General features: G+C 40.4%; 18 protein-coding genes. 10 read left to right on the plus strand and 8 right to left on the minus strand.

Going from position 1 to position 25,956, the window contains the following annotated elements:
* Positions 1 to 63 precede the first annotated feature (63 nt).
* The 4 genes from pflB to ACTH6U_RS07195 all read left to right on the plus strand — a co-directional run bounded on the left by pflB (position 64) and on the right by ACTH6U_RS07195 (position 5,754).
* A complete protein-coding gene (pflB, locus tag ACTH6U_RS07180) occupies positions 64 to 2,346 on the plus strand; it encodes a formate C-acetyltransferase (protein ID WP_441831907.1) in 2,283 nt (760 codons plus the stop codon).
* A 203-nt stretch (positions 2,347 to 2,549) separates the two neighbouring features.
* A complete protein-coding gene (pflA, locus tag ACTH6U_RS07185; RefSeq protein WP_441831908.1) occupies positions 2,550 to 3,359 on the plus strand; it encodes a pyruvate formate lyase 1-activating protein in 810 nt (269 codons plus the stop codon).
* Positions 3,360 to 3,863: 504 nt separating this feature from the next.
* Positions 3,864 to 4,706 (plus strand): BPSS1780 family membrane protein, encoded by an 843-nt coding sequence (locus ACTH6U_RS07190; RefSeq protein ID WP_434720048.1) that lies wholly within the window; start codon positions 3,864 to 3,866, stop codon positions 4,704 to 4,706.
* A gap of 166 nt (positions 4,707 to 4,872) precedes the next feature.
* Complete coding sequence (locus ACTH6U_RS07195; RefSeq protein WP_434720049.1) at positions 4,873 to 5,754, plus strand: LysR substrate-binding domain-containing protein; 882 nt, start codon at positions 4,873 to 4,875, stop codon at positions 5,752 to 5,754.
* Between the two features lie 9 nt (positions 5,755 to 5,763).
* Here ACTH6U_RS07195 and ACTH6U_RS07200 read toward each other — a convergent pair whose 3' ends face one another.
* The 6 genes from ACTH6U_RS07200 to lrp form a co-directional block, all read right to left on the minus strand.
* Positions 5,764 to 6,483, minus strand: coding sequence for a sulfite exporter TauE/SafE family protein (locus ACTH6U_RS07200; RefSeq protein ID WP_294100235.1), 720 nt, complete (start codon positions 6,481 to 6,483; stop codon positions 5,764 to 5,766).
* Between the two features lie 202 nt (positions 6,484 to 6,685).
* A complete protein-coding gene (gene serS / locus ACTH6U_RS07205; RefSeq protein WP_294100236.1) occupies positions 6,686 to 7,978 on the minus strand; it encodes a serine--tRNA ligase in 1,293 nt (430 codons plus the stop codon).
* A gap of 112 nt (positions 7,979 to 8,090) precedes the next feature.
* Positions 8,091 to 9,434, minus strand: coding sequence for a replication-associated recombination protein A (locus ACTH6U_RS07210; RefSeq protein ID WP_294100237.1), 1,344 nt, complete (start codon positions 9,432 to 9,434; stop codon positions 8,091 to 8,093).
* Positions 9,435 to 9,449: 15 nt separating this feature from the next.
* Complete coding sequence (gene lolA, locus ACTH6U_RS07215; protein ID WP_294100239.1) at positions 9,450 to 10,070, minus strand: outer membrane lipoprotein chaperone LolA; 621 nt, start codon at positions 10,068 to 10,070, stop codon at positions 9,450 to 9,452.
* Positions 10,071 to 10,176: 106 nt separating this feature from the next.
* Positions 10,177 to 13,950, minus strand: a complete 3,774-nt coding sequence (locus tag ACTH6U_RS07220; protein ID WP_441831909.1) for a DNA translocase FtsK 4TM domain-containing protein — start codon at positions 13,948 to 13,950, stop codon at positions 10,177 to 10,179.
* 336 nt (positions 13,951 to 14,286) lie between these two features.
* Complete coding sequence (gene lrp, locus ACTH6U_RS07225; protein ID WP_004918089.1) at positions 14,287 to 14,781, minus strand: leucine-responsive transcriptional regulator Lrp; 495 nt, start codon at positions 14,779 to 14,781, stop codon at positions 14,287 to 14,289.
* 549 nt (positions 14,782 to 15,330) lie between these two features.
* On the opposite strand from lrp, the gene trxB reads away from it, so the two are divergent.
* From trxB to infA, 6 genes are all read left to right on the plus strand, one after another.
* Positions 15,331 to 16,293 (plus strand): thioredoxin-disulfide reductase, encoded by a 963-nt coding sequence (gene trxB / locus ACTH6U_RS07230; protein ID WP_441831910.1) that lies wholly within the window; start codon positions 15,331 to 15,333, stop codon positions 16,291 to 16,293.
* 247 nt (positions 16,294 to 16,540) lie between these two features.
* Positions 16,541 to 18,217, plus strand: a complete 1,677-nt coding sequence (locus tag ACTH6U_RS07235; RefSeq protein ID WP_441831911.1) for a DUF7057 domain-containing protein — start codon at positions 16,541 to 16,543, stop codon at positions 18,215 to 18,217.
* Positions 18,218 to 18,620: 403 nt separating this feature from the next.
* Positions 18,621 to 20,387 (plus strand): heme ABC transporter permease/ATP-binding protein CydD, encoded by a 1,767-nt coding sequence (gene cydD, locus ACTH6U_RS07240; RefSeq protein WP_441831912.1) that lies wholly within the window; start codon positions 18,621 to 18,623, stop codon positions 20,385 to 20,387.
* A 2-nt stretch (positions 20,388 to 20,389) separates the two neighbouring features.
* On the plus strand, positions 20,390 to 22,132 hold the full coding sequence (gene cydC / locus ACTH6U_RS07245) for a heme ABC transporter ATP-binding protein/permease CydC (RefSeq protein ID WP_441831913.1): 1,743 nt from the start codon (positions 20,390 to 20,392) through the stop codon (positions 22,130 to 22,132).
* An 8-nt stretch (positions 22,133 to 22,140) separates the two neighbouring features.
* A complete protein-coding gene (aat, locus tag ACTH6U_RS07250) occupies positions 22,141 to 22,836 on the plus strand; it encodes a leucyl/phenylalanyl-tRNA--protein transferase (RefSeq protein ID WP_336428504.1) in 696 nt (231 codons plus the stop codon).
* A 164-nt stretch (positions 22,837 to 23,000) separates the two neighbouring features.
* Positions 23,001 to 23,219: a translation initiation factor IF-1 gene (gene infA, locus ACTH6U_RS07255; protein ID WP_004244560.1), complete on the plus strand. Its 219-nt coding sequence runs from the start codon at positions 23,001 to 23,003 to the stop codon at positions 23,217 to 23,219.
* Positions 23,220 to 23,294: 75 nt separating this feature from the next.
* Here infA and clpA read toward each other — a convergent pair whose 3' ends face one another.
* Positions 23,295 to 25,580, minus strand: coding sequence for an ATP-dependent Clp protease ATP-binding subunit ClpA (gene clpA / locus ACTH6U_RS07260; protein ID WP_441831914.1), 2,286 nt, complete (start codon positions 25,578 to 25,580; stop codon positions 23,295 to 23,297).
* 30 nt (positions 25,581 to 25,610) lie between these two features.
* Entirely contained in the window at positions 25,611 to 25,931 is a 321-nt protein-coding gene (gene clpS, locus ACTH6U_RS07265; RefSeq protein WP_336428508.1) for an ATP-dependent Clp protease adapter ClpS, read from the minus strand.
* Between the last annotated feature and the right edge of the window lie 25 nt (positions 25,932 to 25,956).

The following is a 25,956-nucleotide window of genomic DNA, read 5'->3' on the forward strand; positions in this document are numbered from 1 at the left end:
TACTAACACACAAAAGATTCATTAAGATCTCACAAAGATCCATTGTTAAAAGGTAAAAGTATCATGTCCGAGTTAAATGAAAAATTCGCTTTAGCATGGCAAGGTTTTAATCAAGGTGACTGGCAGAATAACGTGAACGTACGTGACTTCATCCAGAAAAACTACACTCCATATGAAGGTGATGAATCTTTCTTAGCAGGCTCTACCCCAGCAACAGATGCATTATGGGATAAAGTCATGGAAGGGATCAAAATCGAAAACCGTACTCACGCTCCGGTTGATTTTGATACAGATGTTGCTTCAACTATCACTTCCCATGATGCTGGTTATATCACAAAAGAATTAGAACAAATTGTTGGCCTTCAAACCGATGCACCTCTGAAACGTGGTCTTATCCCGTTCGGTGGTATCAAAATGGTTGACAGTTCATGTAAAGCTTACGATCGTACATTAGATCCAAGCCTGAAAAAAATCTTTACTGACTACCGTAAAACACATAACCAAGGTGTTTTCGATGTCTATACTCCAGACATTTTAAAATGTCGTAAATCAGGTGTCTTAACAGGCTTACCTGATGCATATGGCCGTGGCCGTATCATTGGTGACTACCGTCGCGTTGCGCTCTACGGTATTGATTTCCTGATGAAAGACAAATTCAGTCAATTCACTTCGTTGCAAGCTAAATTAGAGCAAGGCGACGATTTGGAAATGACTATCCAATTACGCGAAGAAATTGCTGAACAACATCGTGCATTGGGTCAAATGAAAGAGATGGCTGCTAAATATGGCTACGACATCTCAGCTCCTGCAACTAACGCACAAGAAGCTGTTCAGTGGACTTACTTCGGTTACTTAGCCGCAGTTAAATCACAAAATGGCGCAGCAATGTCATTTGGTCGTGTATCGACTTTCTTAGACACTTATATTCAACGTGACCTTGCAGCAGGCAAAATCACAGAAGAACAAGCTCAAGAATTGATTGACCATTTAGTCATGAAATTACGTATGGTACGTTTCTTACGTACTCCTGAGTATGATGAACTGTTCTCTGGTGACCCAATTTGGGCAACTGAATCATTAGGTGGTATGGGTCTTGATGGTCGTACTTTAGTGACCAAAAGTACCTTCCGCTTCCTGAACACACTGTATACCATGGGCCCATCTCCTGAGCCGAACATGACTATCCTGTGGTCAGAAAAACTGCCTATGAACTTCAAAAAATATGCAGCGAAAGTTTCTATCGATACTTCATCAGTTCAGTATGAAAACGATGACCTGATGCGTCCAGATTTCGACAATGATGACTATGCTATCGCATGTTGCGTAAGCCCAATGATTGTTGGTAAACAAATGCAGTTCTTCGGTGCTCGCGCTAACTTAGCGAAAACCATGCTGTATACCATCAATGGTGGTATTGACGAAAAACTGAAAATGCAAGTTGGTCCTAAACATGCACCTATCTTAGATGCAGTCCTTGATTTCGATACTGTAATGGATCGCATGGACCACTTTATGGATTGGTTAGCCACTCAGTATGTCACTGCGCTAAATATCATTCACTATATGCATGATAAATATAGCTATGAAGCATCTCTGATGGCACTACACGACCGTGATGTATATCGTACAATGGCATGTGGTATCGCTGGCCTATCTGTTGCAGCTGACTCATTGTCTGCAATTAAATATGCAAAAGTTAAGCCTATCCGTGACGAAGACGGTATCGCTGTAGATTTCGAAATTGAAGGCGAATATCCACAGTTCGGTAACAATGACTCACGCGTTGATGATATTGCTTGTGACCTAGTTGAACGTTTCATGAAGAAAATTCAGAAACTACATACTTACCGTAATGCGGTACCAACTCAGTCAATCCTGACTATCACATCTAACGTTGTGTATGGTAAGAAAACGGGTAATACACCAGATGGCCGTCGCTCAGGTGCGCCATTCGGACCAGGTGCTAACCCTATGCATGGTCGTGACCAAAAAGGTGCTGTAGCGTCACTGACATCAGTTGCTAAACTACCATTTGCTTACGCGAAAGACGGTATCTCTTATACTTTCTCTATCGTACCAAATGCGTTAGGTAAAGATGATGATGTTCGTAAAACCAACTTAGCGGGTCTGATGGATGGTTATTTCCATCACGAATCATCTATCGAAGGCGGTCAGCATTTAAACGTCAACGTAATGAATCGTGAAATGCTGTTAGAAGCGATGGAAGATCCTGAAAAATATCCACAATTGACTATCCGTGTTTCTGGTTATGCAGTGCGTTTTAACTCACTAACTAAAGAACAACAGCAAGACGTTATTACTCGTACTTTCACAAGTTCAATGTAATAATTAGCTTAAGAAGTTAAAATAAATTAAAAGCCCCTGATTTTTGGGGCTTTTTTAGCTATACCGGAATAATTTAATTGTAGTTAGTGGTAAACAAAAATAGCTTGAAAAAACATACATCAGTATGTAAGCCAAGTAACTTAATTGAGCACAGCTAATCATCCAACAATTTGAATTATGACGGATATTTTGGAGTTCCTGCTATGTCGACAAAAAATATAATACCAACTGCTGACACTATCCCGACAACGAGTATTTCAATAACAGCCCCTCCTGCGACATTTGGCCGCATCCACTCTTTTGAGTCCTGTGGTACGGTCGATGGTCCTGGTATACGATTCATCGTTTTCTTTCAAGGGTGCTTAATGCGCTGTCTGTATTGCCATAATCGCGATACTTGGGACACTCATACCGGCCAAATTGTGACGGTTGAAGAACTGATGAAAGAAGCTGTCACCTATCGCCATTTTATGAATGCAACTGGCGGTGGTGTTACGGCATCTGGTGGTGAGGCTATTTTACAAGCAGAATTTGTTCGTGATTGGTTCCGCGCCTGCAAACAAGAAAATATTCATACTTGCTTAGATACCAATGGCTTTGTACGTCGTTACGATCCGGTTATCGATGAGCTGATGGATGTAACCGATTTAGTCATGCTTGACTTAAAGCAAATTAACGATGATATTCACCAAAAATTAGTCGGCGTATCGAACCATCGTACCCTTGAGTTTGCCCGCTATCTCACAAAACGTAATCAAAAAACTTGGGTGCGTTATGTGGTTGTGCCAGGCTGGAGCGATGATGACCATTCGGTGCATTTATTAGGTGAATTTACCAAAGATATGACTAATATCGAAAAATTTGAGTTATTGCCTTACCATGAGCTCGGCAAACATAAATGGGAAACCATGGGTGAAGAGTACAAGCTAGATGGTGTAAAACCACCATCCAAAGAAGTCATGGAACGCGTAAAAAATATCCTTGAAAGTTATGGCCATAAGGTTATTTATTAAAATTATTTCTAGGCTCTGTATAGGGCCTAGAACACTTTCACTCCCTGAATATAAACAACACACTACTCACTAAATATATCGACTGCAATAAAGAATCCGTTAGCATGACTGCCATTTCCCTCTTCCAATTCGGATAGCAATTAACCCATTACATAAAAAATAATACTAACAATGATAATTTAATAGCTCTTTTAATGAGTTTTAATCTCATTGAATAAGAATTTATAACTTAAAGTTCCCCATTAATTACAACTAAACTTTATAAAATTCTGTGCTAACTTTATATAAACTATTAATATAGTTTATATAGAAAAATTTTAATCAATCATACCTTACCAGAATAGTCTGCTTTATAATGCTGCCGCATATCGACATACTAGTGTTGATGACTTTTAGTATTAATAGCATCGATTTTACACAGAATAATTTCTAAATTTCATTTAAAATTAATAATATTGCTTTCACACTACTACTTTTATACTACTAATAGGTTCCTTCTTTATCATGAATAATGACAATTTTAATGCAGGCAACTCCCCTGCACCAACAAATACGCCTTCCGTTGATACGTTGGTTTTTCTTAACCAACCACGTGCAGTTGATGCAGGTGAAGGTGTTAACTGGATCAGTCAATCCTGGTCTCTCGTTAAAGAAAAATTGGGAATGTGGGTCTTAATCAACATCGTATTATTTGCCCTTATCTTCATCGTATCCATGATCCCATTTTTAAATTTACTGATCACTTTTATTACCCCAATTTTCCTTGGTGGTATCATTGCGATTTGTGAAAATCAACGTAAAACAGGTCAAGCAGAAATTGGTTTACTATTTGCTGGGTTCCAACAAAAATTCGGTGCATTATTTGCTGTTGGTGCAATTAACTTCGCCGCTAATCTTGTTGGAATGATAATCGCCTTTATTATTGGTGGTTCTGCTATTTTTAGTCTCATGATGGAAGCTGATCAATACGGTGGCCCTTCAGATGCGGCTATTTTTGCCTCTTCTGGCACATTCGCTATTGCAGCTATCGTTATGGGTATTGCTGCATTAGTGGGTACGGCATTAACTTGGTTTGCACCTGCTCTGATCATGAACCACGAATTCAAAGTAGGCGAGGCAATTTCTGCAAGCTTACAGGCTGTTAAGAAAAATATCTTACCGGGTATCCTATTCTTTATCGTGCTGGCCATTTTGGTTATTATTTCTGTTATTCCTTTAGGCTTAGGTTTATTAATCTCTATGCCTATTATGTATGTGGCTTATTACAGCAGCTACCGCAGCTTATTCTTTGCGGAAACAGCAAAAATGAACACTCAAGCACCACAGAATAATTCTATTATTCAATAAGATAAAATTAATCTAAAGTACGAAATTAGATTAATAAAAGATACACCAAAGCGGGAATATTAAATTATTACCGCTTTTTCTTATCATACTTTCCCTCTCTTGATACACTAAACCTTGTTAACTAAACCAATAATATTCTTTCATTAGAAATGGAGTATTCATTGTTATGCGTTTTGATATGACTGACCTTCGTTTATTTTTAAATGTGATAGAAGCAGGGAGTATTACTGGCGGCGCTTCGTTATCTAATTTGACGTTACAATCAGCAAGTGAGCGTATCCGTGGAATGGAAAATGAGTTAGGTGTATTGCTGTTCACTCGTTCAACGAAAGGTATTTCATTGTCAAACGCAGGGTATTCATTATCTGAACATGCGCATGTTATCTTGCAAAAATTCGAACATATGCGCAGTGAATTAAGGCAATATAACCAAGGCTTACGAGGTCATATTAATATTTTATGCAATTCATCCGCCCAAATGGAATTTTTACCTAAACGAGTTGGCGCTTATTTACAACAACAGCCAAACATGTCAATTTCTGTTAAAGAAATGTCGAGTTCAGATATAGTGAGCACAATTAAAAATCGCCTTGCCAATTTAGGTATTGTGGCCGACTCTACTGACTTAAGAGGATTAGAAACTTACCCACTTTGTGACGATGAACTAATTGTTTTCGCTCATAAAAATAGCCAATGGGCACAATACAAAAACATCTCTTTTGCTGATATTGCTGAAGCCGAGTTTGTAGGCTTAACTGAAGGTATCACTTTACAGAAACATATCGATGCACATGCCCAACAACTCGGTAAGCGCCTAAGCTACAGAGTCAGAATGCCAACCATCGATGCTATTATGCAAATAGTCAGTAATGGTGTAGGTGTTGCCATTATTCCAAAATATGCCGCTAACCGGTTTTCCGATTCTCAAACAACTAAAGCTATCCCTCTCACGGATAATTGGGCACAACGTAAATTAGTCATCTGTGCCCGAAATTTCAACGAACTCCCCGAATACACCAATGAGTTTATTCAGTTTATTGCTAACTAAAAGTATTTTTTACTCTAATGTCATGTAACTACCTAATAAGATCAATCCAGCAAAAAAACATCGGCGAAACATAATTTCACTGATTCTACTTCGTAAATATTGTCCTATATACATTCCAATAATCGCAGGTATTAACGCGATAGCCGATAATAAATAATTGATACCACCAAGTTGTTGGCTCAATAAAAGCTGTATAGCCAATGCAATTGTAGAACCAGTAAATGCTAAACCAAGAGTCTGAATTAATTCATCTTTATTTAATTGAAGTGACTGTAAATAAGGAACAGCTGGGATCACAAAAACTCCCGTAGCGGTAGTTATTACACCAGTAAGATAACCAATAATAGGCGAAAGCTTTTTTTCAGAATGACGATTAATAACAGGTAACCTTTTTGCAGTAATTCCCCATATTCCATAAATAGACAACATGACTCCCAATGAGGGTAGTGTCCATGAAGAGTCTGACGTCAATGGTGGTAAAAAACTAAAAAAAGTCCCGATAAAAACGCCCACAATAAAAGGCCAAAATCGCTTGATTAACACCCCAAATTTAGGCCCAATGCAAAGTTGCCAGATATTAGTCACAAATGAAGGAATAATAAGTAAACTTGCTGCGATTATCGGTTCCATGGTTATACTCAGCAACCCCATGGCTATGGTTGGTAACCCTAAGCCAATCACCCCTTTAATGAACCCTGCTAATAAAAAAACACCAATTACTATTTCCATTATATTCTCTACAAGCTATTAATTTATCACGCAAGCGTAATCGTACTTATAATAAATACCTATATGGAAAATAGTTAGGAGGAGTCAGGAAAAAACTGAGAAGGATAACGTTTGTTGGTAAATAAAAAACCGCCACTTAAAAAGTGACGGTTTGATTTGAAATATGGGTTATTTATACGTTGCTGATAAGCAAATAACGATATTAACCAATATATTCTAAGCCTTTCATATATGGACGTAATACTTCTGGTACTTCTATACGACCATCGGCTAATTGGTAGTTTTCAAGTACTGCGACTAGAGTACGACCAACAGCAAGTCCTGAACCATTCAGCGTATGAACCAGTTGAGGTTTCTTATCGTTTTTACCACGGAAACGAGCTTGCATACGACGCGCTTGGAAATCCCACATATTTGAACAAGATGAGATTTCACGATACGTATCTTGTGCTGGCAACCAGACTTCAAGATCGTAAGTCTTACGTGAACCAAAGCCAATATCACCTGTGCACAAGAGCACTTTACGATAAGGCAAGTTCAATAGTTGTAAAACTTTCTCTGCATGGCCAGTTAGCTCTTCCAATGCATCCATAGATTTTTCTGGATGAACAATTTGTACAAGCTCAACTTTATCAAACTGATGCATACGAATAAGACCGCGAGTATCGCGACCATATGAGCCAGCTTCAGAACGGAAACAAGGTGTATGTGCTGTCATTTTTAGAGGAAGTGATTCTTCATCCAAAATTTCATCACGAACCAAGTTAGTTACCGGAACTTCTGCCGTTGGGATCAATGCATAAGTGCTGCTATCCGCTTCTTCTTCAAGAGGCTTAGTATGGAAAAGATCTTCACCAAATTTAGGTAATTGACCAGTACCATACAGAGTATCGTGGTTAACAAGATACGGAACGTAAAGTTCAAGATAACCATGTTGTTCTGTGTGCAAATCAAGCATAAACTGAGCCAGTGCACGGTGCATACGAGCAATTTGCCCTTTCATCACCACAAAACGAGCACCAGTTAATTTAACCGCAGCCGCAAAATCTAAGCCACCCGATAATTCGCCTAAACTAACATGATCTTTAACTTTAAAGTCATACTTACGAGGTTCACCCCAACGTGCAACTTCAAGGTTCTCTGAGTCGTCTTTACCATCAGGAACTTGGTCATCAGGAATATTCGGAATACTTAATGTAATATCACGAATTTCTTGCTGCAGTTTGTCTAACTCCACCTTAGCGGAATCCAATCTCTCACCTAGCTGGTTAACTTCCTGACGTAATGGCTCAATATCTTCACCACGTGCCTTAGCTGCACCAATAGTTTTCGATCGAGAGTTACGGTCTGCTTGCAGTGTTTCAGTTTCAACTTGTAAAACTTTGCGGCGTTCTTCTAATTCACGCAGCTTTTCCACATCGAGGGTAAAACCCCTGCGAGCCAGTTTTTCAGCAACCGCGTCTAGCTCCGTACGCAGTAAATTGGGATCGAGCATGCTTATCCTGTGATCATTGTTAGTTATTGATAGTACTTAATAATATAGTGCCTTCTAGCACTATACGTAAAAGTAATGTGTTTTACATTATAACCTTACCGCATTGCCCACATTAGCGATAGCGTTTTGTGGCGCTAATTTGATCCTGTTGGGTTAACCAGTCTAGTTTTTCTGCGATTTTAGTTTCTAGCCCACGTTTGGTTGGATAATAATAACGCGTTGCTTTCATTGCTTCTGGAAAATAATTTTCTCCCGCGGCATAAGCATTTGATTCATCATGAGCATAGCGATACTCTTTTCCAGCTCCCAGCTCTTTTAATAATTTTGTTGGGGCATTTCTTAAATGCTCCGGTACATCATAATCCGGCTGCATTTGCGCATCTTTAATCGCCGCTTTATAAGCGGTATAAACTGCATTGCTTTTCGGGGCACAAGCTAAATAAACGATAGCTTGAGCAATGGCTCGCTCGCCTTCCGCAGGGCCAACACGCGTAAAGCAATCCCAAGCAGAAATTGCCACTTGCATTGCTCTAGGATCTGCATTCCCCACATCTTCAGAGGCAATCGCCAACAAACGGCGAGCGACATATAATGGGTCACCGCCTGCGGTAATAATTCTTGCATACCAATATAATGCCGCATCAGGCGCCGAGCCTCTCACGGATTTATGCAAAGCCGAAATTAAATCATAATAACGGTCACCATTTTTATCGAAACGCGCCGTGCGCTCACCGCTAACTTCTTTGAGCAGATCAGCTGTGAGAATACGCTGACCATGGCTATCCGATTCTGCCATATCAGCCATCATTTCAAGTAAGTTAAGAGAACGTCGAGCATCCCCATTGACCAGCTGAGCAATCATTTTTCTTGTGCTATCCGGTAGAATAATATTTTGTCCACCAAAGCCTCGAGAAGCATCTCCCATGGCCTGTAAAAGCACTTCTTCAATATCGTTCTCATCCAATGACTTCAATAAATAAACTCTAGCACGTGATAAGAGGGCTGAATTTAATTCAAAGGAAGGATTTTCTGTGGTGGCACCAATAAACGTAATCGTACCATCTTCAATATGAGGCAAAAAAGCGTCTTGCTGGCTTTTATTAAAGCGATGGACTTCATCAACAAAAAGAATTGTTCTACGTCCTGCACTTCGATTTTGGCGGGCTTTTTCTATTGATTCGCGGATTTCTTTAATACCCGACGTTACCGCAGAAATACGTTCAATATCAGCTTGTGCATAGTGACCGATAATCTCGGCCAATGTCGTTTTACCTGTTCCCGGAGGTCCCCACAAGATCATTGAATGTAAGTGACCGGATTTTATTGCACGAGGTAAAGGTTTACCTTCGGCGAATAAATGTTTTTGTCCGATATATTGTTCAAGTGACTCTGGCCGCATACGCGCAGCCAAAGGTTGAAATTCGTTCTGTGAAAAATCGAGAGACAGGTTGCCCACTATTTCCTCTTACTACTATTTAGTTCCTGAGCGTTGGTCATCTAGCGTAACGCCTTTTGGCACTGTAAATTTAAATTTGCTTGGATCTACATGACCATTTTTTTGTTCTTTTAACTGATAAGCGCTGGTTTGCCCGTCTTGTTCAACAGCCGCAAATTTTTCGATAGTACCCTGAGGTGAAACGGTAATCGAAAAGCCTTTTAAGGTGCCATTAGTTTGCTTTGGTTTTAAATCAAACGTATTACCCTGCTGAATAATGGAATACTGCTTCCAATCTCTTGGGTCATTACGTGTAATTAATAAAAATGGCGTATCTTGCGTAGCATCAGATAAGTTGGTAACAGTCACTTGTTCAACAAATGGATTATAAAACCAAAGATTTTTACCATCAGAGACTAAAACGCTTTCATCTGGTGATGTCATATTCCAATTAAATAGGTTTGGTCGCTCAAGCCATAGCTCACCCACACCCTCTTGGATAAGATCACCTTCAGGACTGGTGACTTTTTGTGAAAAGCTAGCTTGAAAACTATTGACCTTATTCAGTCGTTCCTGAAGGTCTTGACTCGCATCAGCCAGTACTTGGCCAATATTTAAACTAAAGGCTAATGCGCCTAATAACATCATTTTTTTCATCGAAAAAAGACCTTAAATTTATACCTCAAGAGGCGTTATATCTTTATACACCCCTTGAGTTAAACCAACAATTGAAGGGATAAATTATTCACACTCAATAAAACGATTAATGCCCCATTGAAGGTCGAGACAATACTTCACGATTACCATTATGCCCCGGTTCGCTGACAATTTGCTGAGCTTCCATTTGCTCTACAATACGCGCTGCGCGGTTATAACCAATACGGAATTGACGCTGAACACCAGAGATTGAAACTCTTTGTTTTTCAACTACAAACTCTACTGCTTGATCAAACAATGGGTCGAGTTCTTCTTCACCATTATCATAACCACTACCGCCTTCGCTATCATCGCTACAGGTTGTAATATTATCGATATATTGTGGCTTACCACGTGCTTTCCAATCGTTAACGACCGCATGGACTTCTTGGTCTCGCACAAATGCACCATGAACTCGCACAGGAATTGATGAGTTTGGTGGCAAATAAAGCATATCCCCCATCCCCAACAAAGATTCAGCGCCACTTTGGTCTAAAATAGTACGTGAATCAATTTTACTTGAAACTGTAAAAGCGATACGCGTTGGGATATTAGCCTTAATTAAACCAGTAATTATATCCACTGAAGGTCGCTGTGTTGCAAGGACAAGGTGAATACCCGCAGCACGTGCTTTTTGCGCTAATCTAGCGATCAGTTCTTCAACTTTCTTGCCCGCAGTCATCATCAGATCTGCAAATTCATCCACCATCACCACAATATATGGCTCTTTTTTCAGCATTGGATGTTCGATTTCCATGCTGTCACTTGGTTTCCAATGTGGATCCGGTATTGGGCGTCCCATATCCGCGGCAGCTTTAATTTTATCATTATAACCGGCAAGGTTACGTACCCCGAGCGCAGACATGAGTTTATAGCGACGTTCCATTTCATTGACACACCAACGCAATGCATTTGCTGCATCTTTCATATCGGTTACAACTTCTGTCAATAAATGTGGGATACCTTCATAAATAGAAAGCTCCAACATTTTTGGATCTATCATAATAAAACGAACATCTTCAGGTTTAGATTTATATAAGATACTGAGGATCATCGCATTGACCCCAACAGATTTACCCGAACCGGTTGTCCCTGCTACTAATAAGTGTGGCATTTTAGCCAAGTCAGCAACAACTGGCTCACCTTCAATATCTTTACCTAAGACAATAGTGAGTGGCGATGGGTCTTTTCTAAAGTCATCACAATCTAATACTTCACTTAAATAAACGGTTTGACGTTTTTCATTCGGTAATTCAAGACCAACGTAAGGTTTACCCGGTATGACCTCAACCACCCTGACTGCGGTTGTTGACAATGAACGTGCGAGGTCTCTTGATAATGTCGAAATTCGAGCAGCTTTAACCCCTGGTGCCAAATCAAGTTCAAAGCGAGTAATAACAGGACCTGGAGAGAAACCTACGACCTCAGCCTTAACCCGATAATCGTTTAATCGTGCTTCAATCAATCTCGCAGTTTGTTCTAATTTGAACATATCCACCGGCTCTTCTTGCGCTGGCGGACGAGCTAATAAATCCAAAGAAGGCATCGGTGTTGTTGGTTTCGGTAATGGTTGGTCATTACGTACCAAGAATGGGTGAAATAAGCTATCTTGTCTTGGCTGCTGTGGCTGCTGTGGCTGCTGTGGCTGCTGTGGCTGCTGTGGCTGCGCAAAAGTATGTGCCTGAGTTGACTGATTGCCAATCCCAAAATCAACATTATTTTGACTATTCACTTGAGGTTCATCTGCCATTACGGCACTAAACGACGGCATAAATAACGGATCGACGGGTTCATCGTTAACCAAATCTTCAACCGGTGAAAAACTATCAAGCACAGAGAATGATTTACTCAAATCGATTCTTGGCTCTATGTCGTGATCTTCATCTTCAAGTTGAGCAGAAAACACATTATTATTGATTGTGTTTGCATCTTTGATTGCCATTGTATCTATCAATGTTTCTGCAGCAGGAATTGTATGTGTCACGGTTGAAAACGCAGAAGATGAAGATGCCCAACGATGTTCAATCTCAGGTTGAGTAAACGGTGTTACTGATATTTCAGCAGCTGAAGTATCAATTGTAGGTTCATTTTGATTTACAGCGTCAGAGACTAGCGGTTGTGCTTCATAATCGGTTTCATTTATCTCACCATAGCGATCACGTTGCTGCTGCAAAAATTGTGCTCGCAATAAATCTTCTGATTCACTCTCATCATTCAATGTTTGTGCGTCTTCGTCACTTGAAGACCATTGCTGATATATTTGCTCACGTTGTGAAGCCTCTTCTTGACGTCGTTGAAGTTCAGCGTCACGTTGCGACGGAATGTTTATCCCATATAGTTCGCGTCGAGTTGGCAATCGCACTGGATTTGGGCGAGGCAATTCAGGCTCAGCGTTTTGCTTAATTTGCGCGTGACGGTCAAGGGCTGAAATAGAAATGCCTGCTGCGGCTAATGCAGCTGGATTCGCTAAGCGGTCTGTCACCGATTGCATGTTTATCTCTGGCACGACATCACTCACAACAGGCGCAGATGCAAAGGCAGAAGATGATGCTGGCGAAGCAAAAGTATTTGAATTCGTTATCTCATTGGCAAAATGATTTTTTTCTGGTGTCGTTGTAGGCTCTGGCACCGCTATTGGATCAGTACTTGTTTGCGGTTGAAATTGATTATATGGCTGATTAAATTCATCAGCGGCCGCAAATAATGACGGCTCAGTATTATCAATAGGCTGCTCGTCATGATTTGAGAACGATGGGTACCTATTTTCAGCTTGCTGCGGACTTTGTTGTGACTGATATGATTGTGGTTGTTGTGTTTGCGATTGAAATACCTGAGGTGAATAGCCATCAGGTACTTCAAACTGATAAGTATTATGTTCTTCCACCGCAGAGAACGAAGGGATTTGGCCTTGAGCCTCGTTTTCTTTTGAAGACACAATTTCGCCAGCCGCGGAGCTAGGCTCAGTATTAACAATAGGTTCAAGCGTAACTTGTGATATTCCCTCTTCACTCACCAATTCAGCAACAGTCGGTGCCGAAAATAGTACGTCATCGTCATCGATAAGGCCCGCGTCATAATTAGCTTGCAGTTCAGCTTCTTGAGCACGTTGCAACGCATCTTCCGTAACTTCAACATTATAATCTTCTAAATCATCGCCTCGAGCACGATTCGTTATTAGCGTAATTGGCAGTAAAATGGCTGCGCCTATTTTTTCGGCAATAGTCAGCCATGACCAACCAGTAAACAACGTAAAGCTAATCGACCATAAAAATAATAATGCTAATGTGGCACCTAAAGAATTAAACCATGGCTTTATTGCGGTACTAAATACGCTACCAATCACGCCTCCAGAGGCAAAATTAGGTAAATCATCAAAATTAAGAGCAGCAAGGCCACAAGAAGATAAAATAAGTGCCAATCCGCCAATTAAGCGTAATGACAAAGAAAAAAAGTCGACATAACGACGCTGGCTTTCATAATGAAAAATGGCCCAGCAACCAAGTAATAATAACGGTGGGATTGCGAAAGCAAGAATACCAAAGGCCGAAAATAGAATATCAGCACTCCAAGAACCAACGCTGCCCCCTAAATTTTTTACAGGTGCATTCCATGTTGTCTGAGACCAACTCGGATCTGAGGGACTAAAACTCATTAAAGCGACCATGAGAAAAATAGCGCTTAGGCAAATTGCAAGCAAAATGACCTCTAATAGCCGTCTTCCGCTACTGAGTTTTTTGAATTTAATGTATTTATCTTCTGTATATTCTTGGCTCATTATTATTTCTTTACTGACTGATGTTCTTTGCTTAATTATGGTTATTCTAGCATTAATCACCATCATATGCGTGCTTTGCAGCAATTCAGGTAAATTAGCCCACCATAGATACGATTGGATTCAGTATTTCATCTTACGAATAATGATTCAATTTCTATTTAGCATCAAAACTCCTAAAAATTTATAGCTTTAAAATCAACAAATTGAAATCAATACTTACTATTTATTTAAAGAGAGATGTAAAAAAAATGTCAGCAAAATTTAGTTTGATACCCAAATGCAGAATTTAAATACAAAATAATGGGGATTTAGAACGGAACAACGCTGAGTAAACTCAGCGTTGAAACTGCGGGTGACAACAAAGCTGATTGCTGTGCTGAAATGAGTCTATCAAAATCACTATTAGCGAGTTTTAATCACTAAACGGTTACTTTGTTTAACTTCTTCCATAACCACATAGGTACGAGTATCGTTTACGCCTGGCAGACGTAACAATGTTTCACCTAGTAGTTTACGATATGCTGACATATCGGGCACACGCGTTTTCAACAAGTAGTCAAAATCACCAGAAACAAGGTGACATTCTTGAATTTCTTCAAGTTTCTGAACCGCTGTATTGAATTGTTCAAAAACATCAGGTGCGCCACGATTCAGTGTAATTTCAACAAACACTAACAGTGAAGCATCTAAGTAGTGTGGATTCAGTAACGCAGTGTATCCAGAAATAAACCCTTGTCTTTCTAAACGACGCACACGTTCCAAACATGGAGTTGGAGATAGCCCTACGCGTTTAGATAATTCTACGTTAGAGATACGTCCGTCTTTTTGTAATTCGTTTAATATATTCCTGTCGATACGGTCAAGGTCTTTGCCAGGACGCTTTTTATTATCAATCATCTCTTTAATCTCTCTTTCTCTAATTGTTATTTTCTATATCTATAAAACAGCACCATCCGCGGCATACTTTTCAACATAGGTATTCGTGTTCAGGCACAAATTTTATTCATAATGCTGAAACTCACGTGAATGTAATTAGCGTTCACAATCATTACTTGGTATTCAAAATTTATCATTCGTAAGTAGTGTAAAGTTAATTTTCCAGCAAGGACAAAAAGGCGTTATTTCCATTGACCCACTAGATAATTAACTCTTACATAGATGTTTTCGCAAATGCGCAGCCGATTGTCAAAGAAAATGAATAAAAATCAGTACAAGATTTCGCTTTTTTATCTGGGAAAACGTTTCGCGGCAACAATTCAAGATAATTCCTAAAAATTCTGTTCCGTGATGCCCCCTACTTTTTGACACACTTTTTTACATTTATTCGGCATTACCTATCAGAGAAATAAGTGCTATGGAACTGACGAGGCATTTAAATCACTTTTGTTAATTATCCATTTCTCCTACAATCGCAGTTATGCTTTTTTTAGAATAAAAGAGGAATTCATGAGCACAACAACACATCGCAAGTTAATCATTTTAGGTTCAGGCCCCGCAGGCTATACGGCAGCCGTTTACGCCGCACGAGCGAATTTAAGCCCAGCGCTAATCACGGGAGTCGAAAAAGGCGGTCAATTGACCACCACAACCGAAGTTGAAAACTGGCCGGGTGACCCTGAAGGCCTAACAGGTCCGGGACTCATGGAGCGTATGCACGAACACGCGGCTAAATTCGAAACTGAAATTATTTCTGATCACATCAACAAAGTTGATTTTCAACAACGTCCGTTCCGCTTATTCGGTGATGAAAACGAATATACCTGTGACGCATTAATTATTGCGACAGGAGCATCGGCTCGTTACATCGGCTTACCTTCAGAAGAAGCGTTTAAAGGTCGAGGCGTTTCCGCCTGTGCAACTTGTGATGGTTTCTTTTACCGTAACCAAAAAGTCGCCGTTGTCGGTGGTGGTAACACTGCGGTCGAAGAAGCTTTATACCTTGCGAATATCGCATCAGAAGTTCACCTGATTCACCGCCGTGACAGCTTCCGTGCAGAGAAAATTTTGATTAGCCGTTTAATGGATAAAGTTCAAAACGGGAATATCATCCTACACACTGACCGTACTCTTGATGAAGTTCTTGGAGACGATATGGGTGTAACTGGCGTGCGCTTACGCTGCACCAAAACCAATGAAACAGAAGATATTGCCGTCATGGGTGCCTTTATTGCTATTGGTCATAGCCCAAACACGGGTATTTTTGATGACCAACTTGATTTATCTAATGGCTATATCAATGTACAGTCAGGCACCCAAGGCAATGCGACTCAGACGTCCGTAGAGGGTATTTTCGCAGCAGGTGATGTCATGGATCATATTTATCGTCAGGCCATTACCTCGGCCGGTACAGGCTGTATGGCGGCACTTGATGCGGAACGTTACCTTGATGGACTTGCCGACAAAAAATAATCACTAATTTAATTTGTGTCATGAAATTGGCACATTTGATTTTAAAGCTTCAAACTCAATTGAGAAAATCTTGCTCAATTAGGTTGAAGCTTTTTTTATGCCTTAATAGAAATTTAGTCTCACGATATTCATATCGCCTATTATAAATATTGTGAACAGCCATTTTTAAGAGAAAGTTTATATAGTTCAGTCAACTAACATCCTATGCTTTTTCTAATAACAATTTTATATCAAACAAGGAAATTATATGGTTCAGCAGTTACAACGGGAATCTATCCGTATCTATTCCTATCTAATTGTTGCGATTCTTTCCATCGTACAAGGCATTGTTATTTATGCCTCAATGGATTACTCCATCCGCGTAACGAGTGAATTCGGCCCAGCTTTTGTCTATTTACCCATGATGTTGGCCATATATGTTCCATCAATAGTCAGTTATCTCATCACTAACGCAAAATCTGTTGCTTTTTATATCAATGTTTTTATTGCGATTGCGCTGACTTCATGGATAACCATATGGAACGCGCAAGGTATTGACAGTGCCTCTGACGCAACACCACTAGTCGCCTTTATCACCTTAACAATTTTATTTTTCTTTTTACTGCCATGGATGCAAATGCGTCAAATGACAGGTTCTTGGAAAATTGATTACAGCTGTTTGATGGGTTTTTACATTAAAAATACTTTTTTAGGTATTTTAGCGTCGTTTATTGGCGGGCTCCCTACTGCCATAATCAAACTCGCCAGTTTTCTATTTGGTATTGTGAACCTAAGCTATCTAAGCAATTTACTTGATGGTGAAATAATTTATTGGGTAGGATTCACACTCGGCTTTAATATTAGTTTGGTCTTTTTACGTTCAGTTTTAGACGTACAACTGAGTAATTTTGCTAGCTATATTGCGCGTTTTTTCTTACCCCTTTTAAATATCGTCGCAATTGTTTTTTTAGTGGGCTTAGTGATTTCTATTGTTTCCGGAATGCCTTCGACAGGTCTTGGCTCTGGAACGATGCTTTGTTTTATTGCTCTTAATATTGTTTTTATTAACTTTGTTTATGGCGATGGGAGCGATCAATACAAATTCCCTGTAGGGCTAAATGGTTTTGTTTTAACCAGCATTCTTTTGTTAAATATTTTTTCCGTACTTTCGCTATACGGCATTTTTACCCGTATAAACCAATACAGCTGGAGCGTTGATCGTCTCTACGCCTTTACTATCGCATTATTCTTAGCCCTCATAATACTGGCTTATAGCATTGCTATTATGCGTAAAAGGCAACAATGGATGCTGTCATTAGGTGCTATCAACAAGGTTGGACTCCTTGGCTTAATTACCATTATTTTAGCAATTAACAGCCCACTCGTTGATTTTAAAGCTATTACAGTCAACAGCCTTATTGCGGGTATTGAAAATGGAAAAATTAAAATTGATAGTTCCCTTGCTTATGATTTCAAAAACTTAGGTACCAAAGGAAAAGAAGCATTTAATCAACAGAATAAAAATCCCGAATATAAAAAATTATTTGATACAAACCCTTATTCAGAAGAAAAGCAAAAATCCTTACAAGAAGTATTAATCATAGCAAAAGGCAGCCCTGAACTACCAACTAGTTGGTTTGAAATGGGAAATGATATTAGTAGCGCATGGTTTTGTACATCCTATTACAGCCCATATATGTGCCTTGGTTTCATGGCTGATGTAAATCAAGATAATAAAGACGATATTGTCATGTGCCAAGCATATCCGTCGGGCACCTCATTTGAATGTAATGTCTGGCAAGAAACGACGGATACATGGACGCTAGTGGATACGCAAACAAATTCGTTTGATAGCACGCAAGAACGTGATGAGGTATGGAATAAGCTCTTAGAAGGGCAATTCAAGCTAACCACAAAACCATGGCAACAGATCGGTGTTAAATAACAATTTTTAAATAGCTTTTTGAATTGTAAATTTAAATGGCTTAACTAAACGTTATCACTAACTATATGTTAAGCCATTTTGATAGCGTCTTTTCGATAACCACAACCTCTGCTCTCATTCCTGCTCATGTTCTCACATTGAATTTATGTTTTGATAACGATAATAAGATACTAAGATCCTTAACTATCTTTACCCTATCATTAAATAAAGCCATTACTGGATTTTACCTTTATAAAACAAGTTAATAACAAACAATTGACGATTTAAATAACCTGCTTTTATTATGTAACATATCGTTAGGAAGCTGCTATGATATAAGAAAACTCTGTTAGGTTTAGCCCTACGAGCGCTGAATCTGGCAGTACTCAATTACTCTAAAATGACACCTGCAAACTAAATCATTATGGATAAATCAAGACAGATTGAATTGGTACGTTGGTTAAAGCAGCACAGCGTCCCTGCTAAACGTTGGTTACGTATTTCGATGCTCTTAGGCGTTGTGAGTGGCTTACTTATTATCGCTCAAGCTTGGATTTTAGCCGTTATATTACAAGCTTTGATTATGGTACATACCCCACGGGAACAACTATTAACGCCCTTTATTCTATTAATCACTGTTTTTGTTCTGCGTGCTATTCTCACTTATATTCGAGAACGCGCCGGCTTTCGCTGTGGTCAAATTGTACGCCAAGAAATTCGCACCCTAGTGCTTGATAAACTGCAAGAACTTGGGCCTGTTTGGGTAAAAGGTAAACCCGCAGGTAGCTGGGCAACCATTATTCTTGAGCAGATAGAAGATATGCAAGATTACTATTCTCGCTACCTTCCGCAGATGTATTTATCCGGGATCGTTCCCATTATGATCCTAATTGCTATTTTTCCTTTTAACTGGGCCGCCGCACTGATCCTATTTGTTACCGCGCCATTGATCCCTATCTTTATGGCATTAGTTGGTCTTGGTGCAGCAGATGCAAACCGCCGCAACTTTATTGCACTTAGCCGCCTAAGTGGTAGCTTTCTGGATAGACTACGAGGGTTAGATACTTTACGTCTGTTTTTCCGTGAAAAAGCAGAAATCAAACAAATTCAGCAATCAACAGAAGACTTCCGTTCAAGAACCATGGAAGTCTTGCGCATGGCATTCTTGTCATCCGGTGTGCTTGAGTTTTTCGCTTCAATATCGATAGCCGTTGTCGCGGTTTATTTTGGTTTTTCCTATCTCGGTGAAATAAATTTTGGTAGCTATGGTCTGCCAGTTACTTTATTTGCAGGTTTTCTTGCCTTAATTTTATCTCCTGAATTTTTTCAACCCTTACGTGACCTTGGTACATACTATCATGCGAAAGCACAAGCCGTTGGCGCCGCTGAAACGTTAGTCACTTTACTAAATAGTGAAGGAGAAGAAAGACCACCACAGGGAGATAAAATTTTAAATAATGAGCCCATTCAAATTGAGGCGAACCAACTCGAAATTTACTCTCATGATGGCGTTCTTCTTGCTGGGCCTTTAGACTTTAATATTAAACCTCAACAACGTATCGCTCTGGTTGGTCAAAGTGGCGCAGGTAAAAGTTCATTGCTTAACTTATTACTTGGCTTTTTACCGTATAAGGGCTCGATTACCGTTAACGGAATTGAATTAAATCAACTTTGCCCCGATAAATGGAGAGCATTGCTCGGTTGGGTTGGACAAAATCCCCATTTACCCGAACAAACCTTAATCGAAAATATTTGTTTAGGTAAACCTGATGCAACTGAATCAGAAGTTCAGCAGGCGATTGATAAGGCTTATGTTTCTGAATTTATCCCAATGTTACCTGATGGGCTAAATACACGACTCGGTGACTATGCAGCAAGGCTTTCAGTCGGTCAGGCGCAACGTGTTGCAGTAGCTCGTGTATTACTGAAACCTTCACATTTATTGCTACTTGATGAGCCCGCAGCCAGCCTTGACGCTCACAGTGAACAACGTGTTATGCAAACACTGAATCAGCTATCAGCACATCAAACCACGATTTTAGTGACACATTTATTGGAAGAAACCGTCAATTACGACCAAATTTGGGTGATGGCTAATGGCCAAATCATTCAACGTGGTGATTACAAACAGCTAAGCCAATCTGAAGGTGTTTTTGCCCAATTACTTGCCCATCGTAGTGAGGAGCTTTGATAATGAGAGTTTTATTCCCCTTCTTAGCCCTCTACCGCCGCCATTGGTTTTTAATTACCTTAGGGATCATACTTGCGATCGTGACTCTGCTTGCCAGTATCGGACTCTTAACCCTTTCCGGCTGGTTTTTAGCGGGTACAGCAATCGCAGGGTTTCCAGGTCTCTACTATTTTAACTATATGCTTCCTGCTGCTGGAGTTCGAGGTGCTGCAATTTTTCGCACCGCGGGTCGTTATGGTGAGCGTTTAGTCAGTCATGATGCCACTTTCAAAGTATTGGCACATTTACGCGTTTTTGCATTTAGTAAGGTATTACCGCTTTCCCCGGGTGGTATCAGTCGTTTTCGCCAAGGCGAGCTACTTAATCGTTTAGTAGCTGATGTTGAAACCTTAGATCACCTCTATTTACGCGTATTATCCCCCATTATTACTGCCTTTTTCGTTACCTTTGTCCTTATTTTTGGATTGAGTTATCTTGATCCTCGCCTTGCGTGGACTTTGGGTGGCGTGATGCTATTTTTATTATTCACGATGCCTTTTGTGTTTTATCTTGCAGGAAAGCCTATTGGCCGGGAATTAACAGAATTACGCGGTAATTATCGTGCTATTTTGACATCAGCCCTGCAAGGACAAGCCGAGTTAACTCTATTTGGTGCAACAGCACGCTTTCGTCAAAGTTTATCGAAAATTGAAGATAAATGGCAAGCACGCCAACAGCAGCAAGCAAGCCTAACTGGATTATCACAAGCCATTATTTTGTTCGCATCAGGCTTAACTGCCACTGTATTACTGTGGATGGCCGCTGAACATGTCGGCGGTAACACACAGCCCGGTGCGTTGATTGCCTTGTTTGTGTTTTGTGCCCTCGCCGCTTTTGAAGCGCTAGGCCCAGTTGCCGTTGCGTTCCAACATATGGGACAAGTTATTGCGTCCGCGACTAGAGTCTCGCAATTAATGAAAGCCAAGCCTGAAGTGACGTTCCCGACTAATGGTAAACAAATCACTCAACTTGAACGCCTTGTTATTGATAATATTTCGTTTACTTATCCACAGCAGCCTTTTGCGGTATTGAAAAACGTTTCGCTCTCATTAGAAAAAGGCCAACATCTCGCTCTACTAGGTAAAACCGGCTGTGGTAAATCCACTTTGCTGCAACTCATTACTCGTGCGTGGGATGTAGATAGTGGAACCATCACCTTGAATGACCAACCAATTAGCGAATTTAGTGAAGAAGCACTACGCTCGGTGATGTCGGTAGTTCCACAACGCGTCCATGTGTTTAGTGATACTTTGCGTAATAATTTATTGTTGGCCAATGAGCAAGCCTCTGATGCACAACTCAATGAAGTATTAACACAAGTTGGATTAGAGAATTTATTAGATAACACATTGAAATTAAATGCTTGGATGGGTGAAGGCGGACGCCAGCTCTCCGGTGGTGAACAGAGGCGCTTAGGCATTGCCCGCGCATTATTGCATAATACTCCACTGGTATTAATGGATGAACCAACGGAAGGATTAGACGCAAATACTGAGCAACAAATTTTAGCATTGCTAAAAGAGAAATGTGCCGATAAAACGCTGATTGTCATCACGCATCGAATGCAAGGACTAGAACAAATGGACAGCATCTGCGTTATGGATAACGGTGAAATCGTTGAGCAAGGCAATCATCAACAGCTGCTTGAAATGCAAGGTCGTTATTATCAATTTCGCCAGCGTCATGTGCTTCAACAAGCGCACTGAGGCACATCATGTATCAGTTAGATGATGATTCATACCTGTTCCCTCCCGTGTCTGAAGCGATGCGGGAACCCAATGGATTATTAGCCATTGGTGGCGATCTTTCATCGAAAAGACTGCAAGCGGCTTATTATGATGGTATCTTTCCGTGGTTCAATCCAGAAGAGATGCCTTTATGGTGGTCTCCTGACCCAAGAGCTGTTCTAATGGTTGGCGATTTGCACATCAGTCGCTCGATGAAAAAAAGTTTAAAAAAGCAGACTTATCGAATTACCCTGAATCATGCTTTTAAAGAAGTGATTGAAGCCTGCGCTGTCCGTGAAGAAGGCACATGGATTGTACCTGAAGTACGCGCGGGTTATCTGGCTTTACACAAAGAAGGATTAGCGCATTCGGTCGAGGCGTGGTACGGCGATAAACTAGTCGGAGGCCTGTATGGCGTAAGCATGGGCCACCTGTTTTGTGGCGAATCAATGTTCAGTAGAATGAATGATGCATCCAAATTTGCTTTTATTACATTCTATTTTCATTTTTTGCGCTATAATGGGCAACTTTTTGATTGTCAGGTACTTAACCACCATACCGCCTCAATGGGTGCAAAAGAAATATCCCGTCGGGATTTTTTACATATTCTTTATCGGTGGCGAGACAAAGCAATTGACACTGACTGTTGGTTACCACAATCGTTAGTTACCGCAATCGATTGAAATACTGCCATTTTTCAAATAATGAATTTTGGTTTTACAATAATTTCATTACTTCACTACCAAAGAAAGATCGCCTTAAAATGCGACATTTCTTTACTTAGTGCGAGTTTTTGGGCATTATCTTGCCCGATAAAAACCACGGTTATTATACTTTAGAGGATTAGATGGCCAAAGAAGACAATATTGAAATGCAGGGCACAGTTTTAGATACCCTGCCAAACACAATGTTCCGTGTTGAACTAGAAAACGGTCACGTCGTGACTGCCCATATTTCTGGAAAAATGCGTAAAAACTATATCCGCATCCTGACAGGCGACAAGGTGACTGTAGAGTTAACACCATATGACCTGAGCAAAGGCCGTATCATTTTCCGTAGCCGTTAATTATTTATCGCCAAGCAAGGCCTGAAATTGCCACAGGTGGTGTGCAAAATGCACCACACACCTGTGGTCTATTCGTCAGAATACCGCGTCTTCCGGAAAGGCCTTGTTTACGCTACTGAAACTGAATGTCAGTGTGTTACTTTTTTCTTCAAGCCCGATACTTACAGAGCCACCATTAGTTAACGAACCAAATAGTAATTCATTTGCTAACGGTTTCTTCAGGTTATCCTGAATAATGCGTGCCATAGGTCGGGCTCCCATCGCTTTGTCATAACCCTTCTCACATAACCACGCACGAGCACCTTTGCTAACTTCAATAGAAACACCTTTATCATCTAACTGCGCTTGCAGCTCAACAATAAATTTATCAACTACTTGCGTAATCACATCCTGAGTCAATGTATTAAACCAGATAATGCCATCAAGGCGGTTACGGAATTCAGGTGAAAACGTTTTTTTGATTTCAGCCATAGCATCGGTACTGTTGTCTTGATCAGCAAAGCCAATAGCACGACGTTGCGTTTCCTGAACCCCTGCATTAGTTGTCATCACAACAACCACATTACGGAAATCCGCTTTGCGCCCGTTGTTATCCGTCAATGTTCCGTGATCCATCACTTGTAATAAAATATTAAACACATCAGGATGCGCTTTTTCTATTTCATCCAGTAAAACAACTGAATGTGGATGCTTAATCACGGCATCAGTGAGTAGTCCACCTTGATCAAAGCCAACATACCCTGGAGGTGCACCAATTAAGCGGCTCACCGTATGACGTTCCATGTACTCAGACATATCAAAGCGCAATAATTTAATATCTAACGCTTTTGCTAACTGAACTGTAACCTCAGTTTTACCCACCCCAGTTGGCCCTGCAAAAAGAAATGAGCCGACAGGCTTATGTTCCAACCCTAAACCGGCACGATTCATTTTGATTGCTTCAGATAAAGCATCTATGGCTTTATCTTGCCCAAAAACGAGCATTTTCAAACGTGAATCTAAGGTCTTTAACTTATCTTTATCACTTGATGACACTGTTTTTTCAGGAATACGGGCAATACGCGCCACAATAGTCTCAATTTCAGGTACACCGATGGTTTTCTTGCGCTTGCTTGGCGCCACTAAACGTGTGCGAGCGCCTGCTTCATCGATAACATCAATCGCTTTATCAGGAAGATGCCTATCCGTAATATATTTAATGGAGAGATCCACTGCCGCTTGAATTGCTTTAGCGGTATAACGCACGTCATGGTGCGCTTCATATTTAGGTTTTAACCCAGTAATAATTCGAACTGTTTCTTCTGGGGTTGGCTCAACAATATCTATTTTTTGGAAGCGACGCGCTAATGCTCTGTCTTTTTCAAAAATATTACTAAACTCTTGATATGTGGTTGAACCAATAACACGAATACGTCCACCAGACAGCAGCGGTTTAATCAAGTTTGCTGCATCCACCTGACCGCCTGAAGCTGCACCTGCACCGATGATAGTGTGGATCTCATCAATGAATAAAATGCTTTTAGGATCTTTTTCTAACATTTTTAGTAGCGCTTTGAAGCGTTTTTCAAAATCACCACGATATTTGGTGCCCGCGAGTAATGAACCGATGTCCAATGAATAAATTGTACAGTCTTTCATGACTTCTGGGACATCGTTTTGCTCAATGCGCCATGCAAGCCCTTCCGCTATTGCCGTTTTACCCACGCCAGACTCACCGACCAACAGCGGGTTATTTTTACGACGACGGCATAGAATCTGAATTGTTCGCTCTAATTCAGCCTGACGTCCCACCAGCGGGTCGATATTACCTTTCTTAGCCTGTTGGTTAAGATTAGACGTAAAGTTGTCCATATGGTCTTCTGAGACCATCTGTTCTTCATTTGGGGCACTGTTATTAGATAAGTCTTGATCTGACGCCTGAGACTCATCGCCTTTCACTGAACCATGAGAAATATAATTCACCACATCTAACCGGCTCACATCGTGTTTACGCAGTAAGTAAGCAGCTTGAGATTCTTGTTCACTGAAAATAGCAACAAGCACGTTTGCCCCAGTCACTTCATTACGACCCGATGACTGAACATGAAAAACGGCTCTTTGCAGTACACGCTGAAAACTAAGTGTTGGCTGGGTATCGCGGTTATCATTTTCAGGTAACAGTGGCGTAGTTTGCGCGATGAAGTGTTCTAGTTCTTGCCTAAGTGCGACAAGATCAACCTTACAAGCTTCTAATGCTTCACGTGCAGAGACATTACTCAATAAAGCCAGCAATAGGTGCTCTACAGTCATAAATTCATGTCGACTGTCTTTCGCTTTAGTAAAAGCGACATTTAGACTAAGCTCTAGTTCTTGATTGAGCATAAGCGCCTCCCAAAATTGATATTAGCGGAATCAGACCTTTTCTATAGTGCAAAGCAAAGGGTATTCATGTTCGCGAGCAAATGTGTTCACTTGCGCCGCTTTCATTTCAGCAACCTCTGCGGTAAATACTCCACAAATTCCTTTTCCTTGAAAATGTACATCTAACATTATCTGTGTAGCGCGTTCTTCATCAAAAGAAAAGTATTTTTGTAACACTTCGACAACAAAATCCATCGGAGTGTAATCATCATTATTTAATAGAACCTTATACATTGATGGTGGTTGCAGCGTTTGCTTGACTTCATCTTTAAAAATGACGTCCGTTTTAAATGTTCCTAAAAAATCGCTCATTACTTTATTGCTCAGTCGTCTTACT

The sequence above is a fragment of the Providencia sp. genome, assembly GCF_052096715.1.
In the GTDB taxonomy this organism is placed as follows: domain Bacteria; phylum Pseudomonadota; class Gammaproteobacteria; order Enterobacterales; family Enterobacteriaceae; genus Providencia.

What these genes read in the sequence shown, in the direction of transcription:
- pflB (WP_441831907.1), top strand. Translation starts at nt 64, where the DNA reads ATGTCCGAGTTAAATGAAAAATTCGCTTTAGCATGGCAAGGTTTTAAT.
- pflA (WP_441831908.1), top strand. Translation starts at nt 2,550, where the DNA reads ATGTCGACAAAAAATATAATACCAACTGCTGACACTATCCCGACAACG.
- ACTH6U_RS07190 (WP_434720048.1), top strand. Translation starts at nt 3,864, where the DNA reads ATGAATAATGACAATTTTAATGCAGGCAACTCCCCTGCACCAACAAAT.
- ACTH6U_RS07195 (WP_434720049.1), top strand. Translation starts at nt 4,873, where the DNA reads ATGCGTTTTGATATGACTGACCTTCGTTTATTTTTAAATGTGATAGAA.
- ACTH6U_RS07200 (WP_294100235.1), bottom strand. Translation starts at nt 6,483, where the DNA reads ATGGAAATAGTAATTGGTGTTTTTTTATTAGCAGGGTTCATTAAAGGG.
- serS (WP_294100236.1), bottom strand. Translation starts at nt 7,978, where the DNA reads ATGCTCGATCCCAATTTACTGCGTACGGAGCTAGACGCGGTTGCTGAA.
- lolA (WP_294100239.1), bottom strand. Translation starts at nt 10,070, where the DNA reads ATGAAAAAAATGATGTTATTAGGCGCATTAGCCTTTAGTTTAAATATT.
- ACTH6U_RS07220 (WP_441831909.1), bottom strand. Translation starts at nt 13,950, where the DNA reads ATGATGGTGATTAATGCTAGAATAACCATAATTAAGCAAAGAACATCA.
- lrp (WP_004918089.1), bottom strand. Translation starts at nt 14,781, where the DNA reads ATGATTGATAATAAAAAGCGTCCTGGCAAAGACCTTGACCGTATCGAC.
- trxB (WP_441831910.1), top strand. Translation starts at nt 15,331, where the DNA reads ATGAGCACAACAACACATCGCAAGTTAATCATTTTAGGTTCAGGCCCC.
- ACTH6U_RS07235 (WP_441831911.1), top strand. Translation starts at nt 16,541, where the DNA reads ATGGTTCAGCAGTTACAACGGGAATCTATCCGTATCTATTCCTATCTA.
- cydD (WP_441831912.1), top strand. Translation starts at nt 18,621, where the DNA reads ATGGATAAATCAAGACAGATTGAATTGGTACGTTGGTTAAAGCAGCAC.
- cydC (WP_441831913.1), top strand. Translation starts at nt 20,390, where the DNA reads ATGAGAGTTTTATTCCCCTTCTTAGCCCTCTACCGCCGCCATTGGTTT.
- aat (WP_336428504.1), top strand. Translation starts at nt 22,141, where the DNA reads ATGTATCAGTTAGATGATGATTCATACCTGTTCCCTCCCGTGTCTGAA.
- infA (WP_004244560.1), top strand. Translation starts at nt 23,001, where the DNA reads ATGGCCAAAGAAGACAATATTGAAATGCAGGGCACAGTTTTAGATACC.
- clpA (WP_441831914.1), bottom strand. Translation starts at nt 25,580, where the DNA reads ATGCTCAATCAAGAACTAGAGCTTAGTCTAAATGTCGCTTTTACTAAA.
- clpS (WP_336428508.1), bottom strand. Translation starts at nt 25,931, where the DNA reads ATGAGCGATTTTTTAGGAACATTTAAAACGGACGTCATTTTTAAAGAT.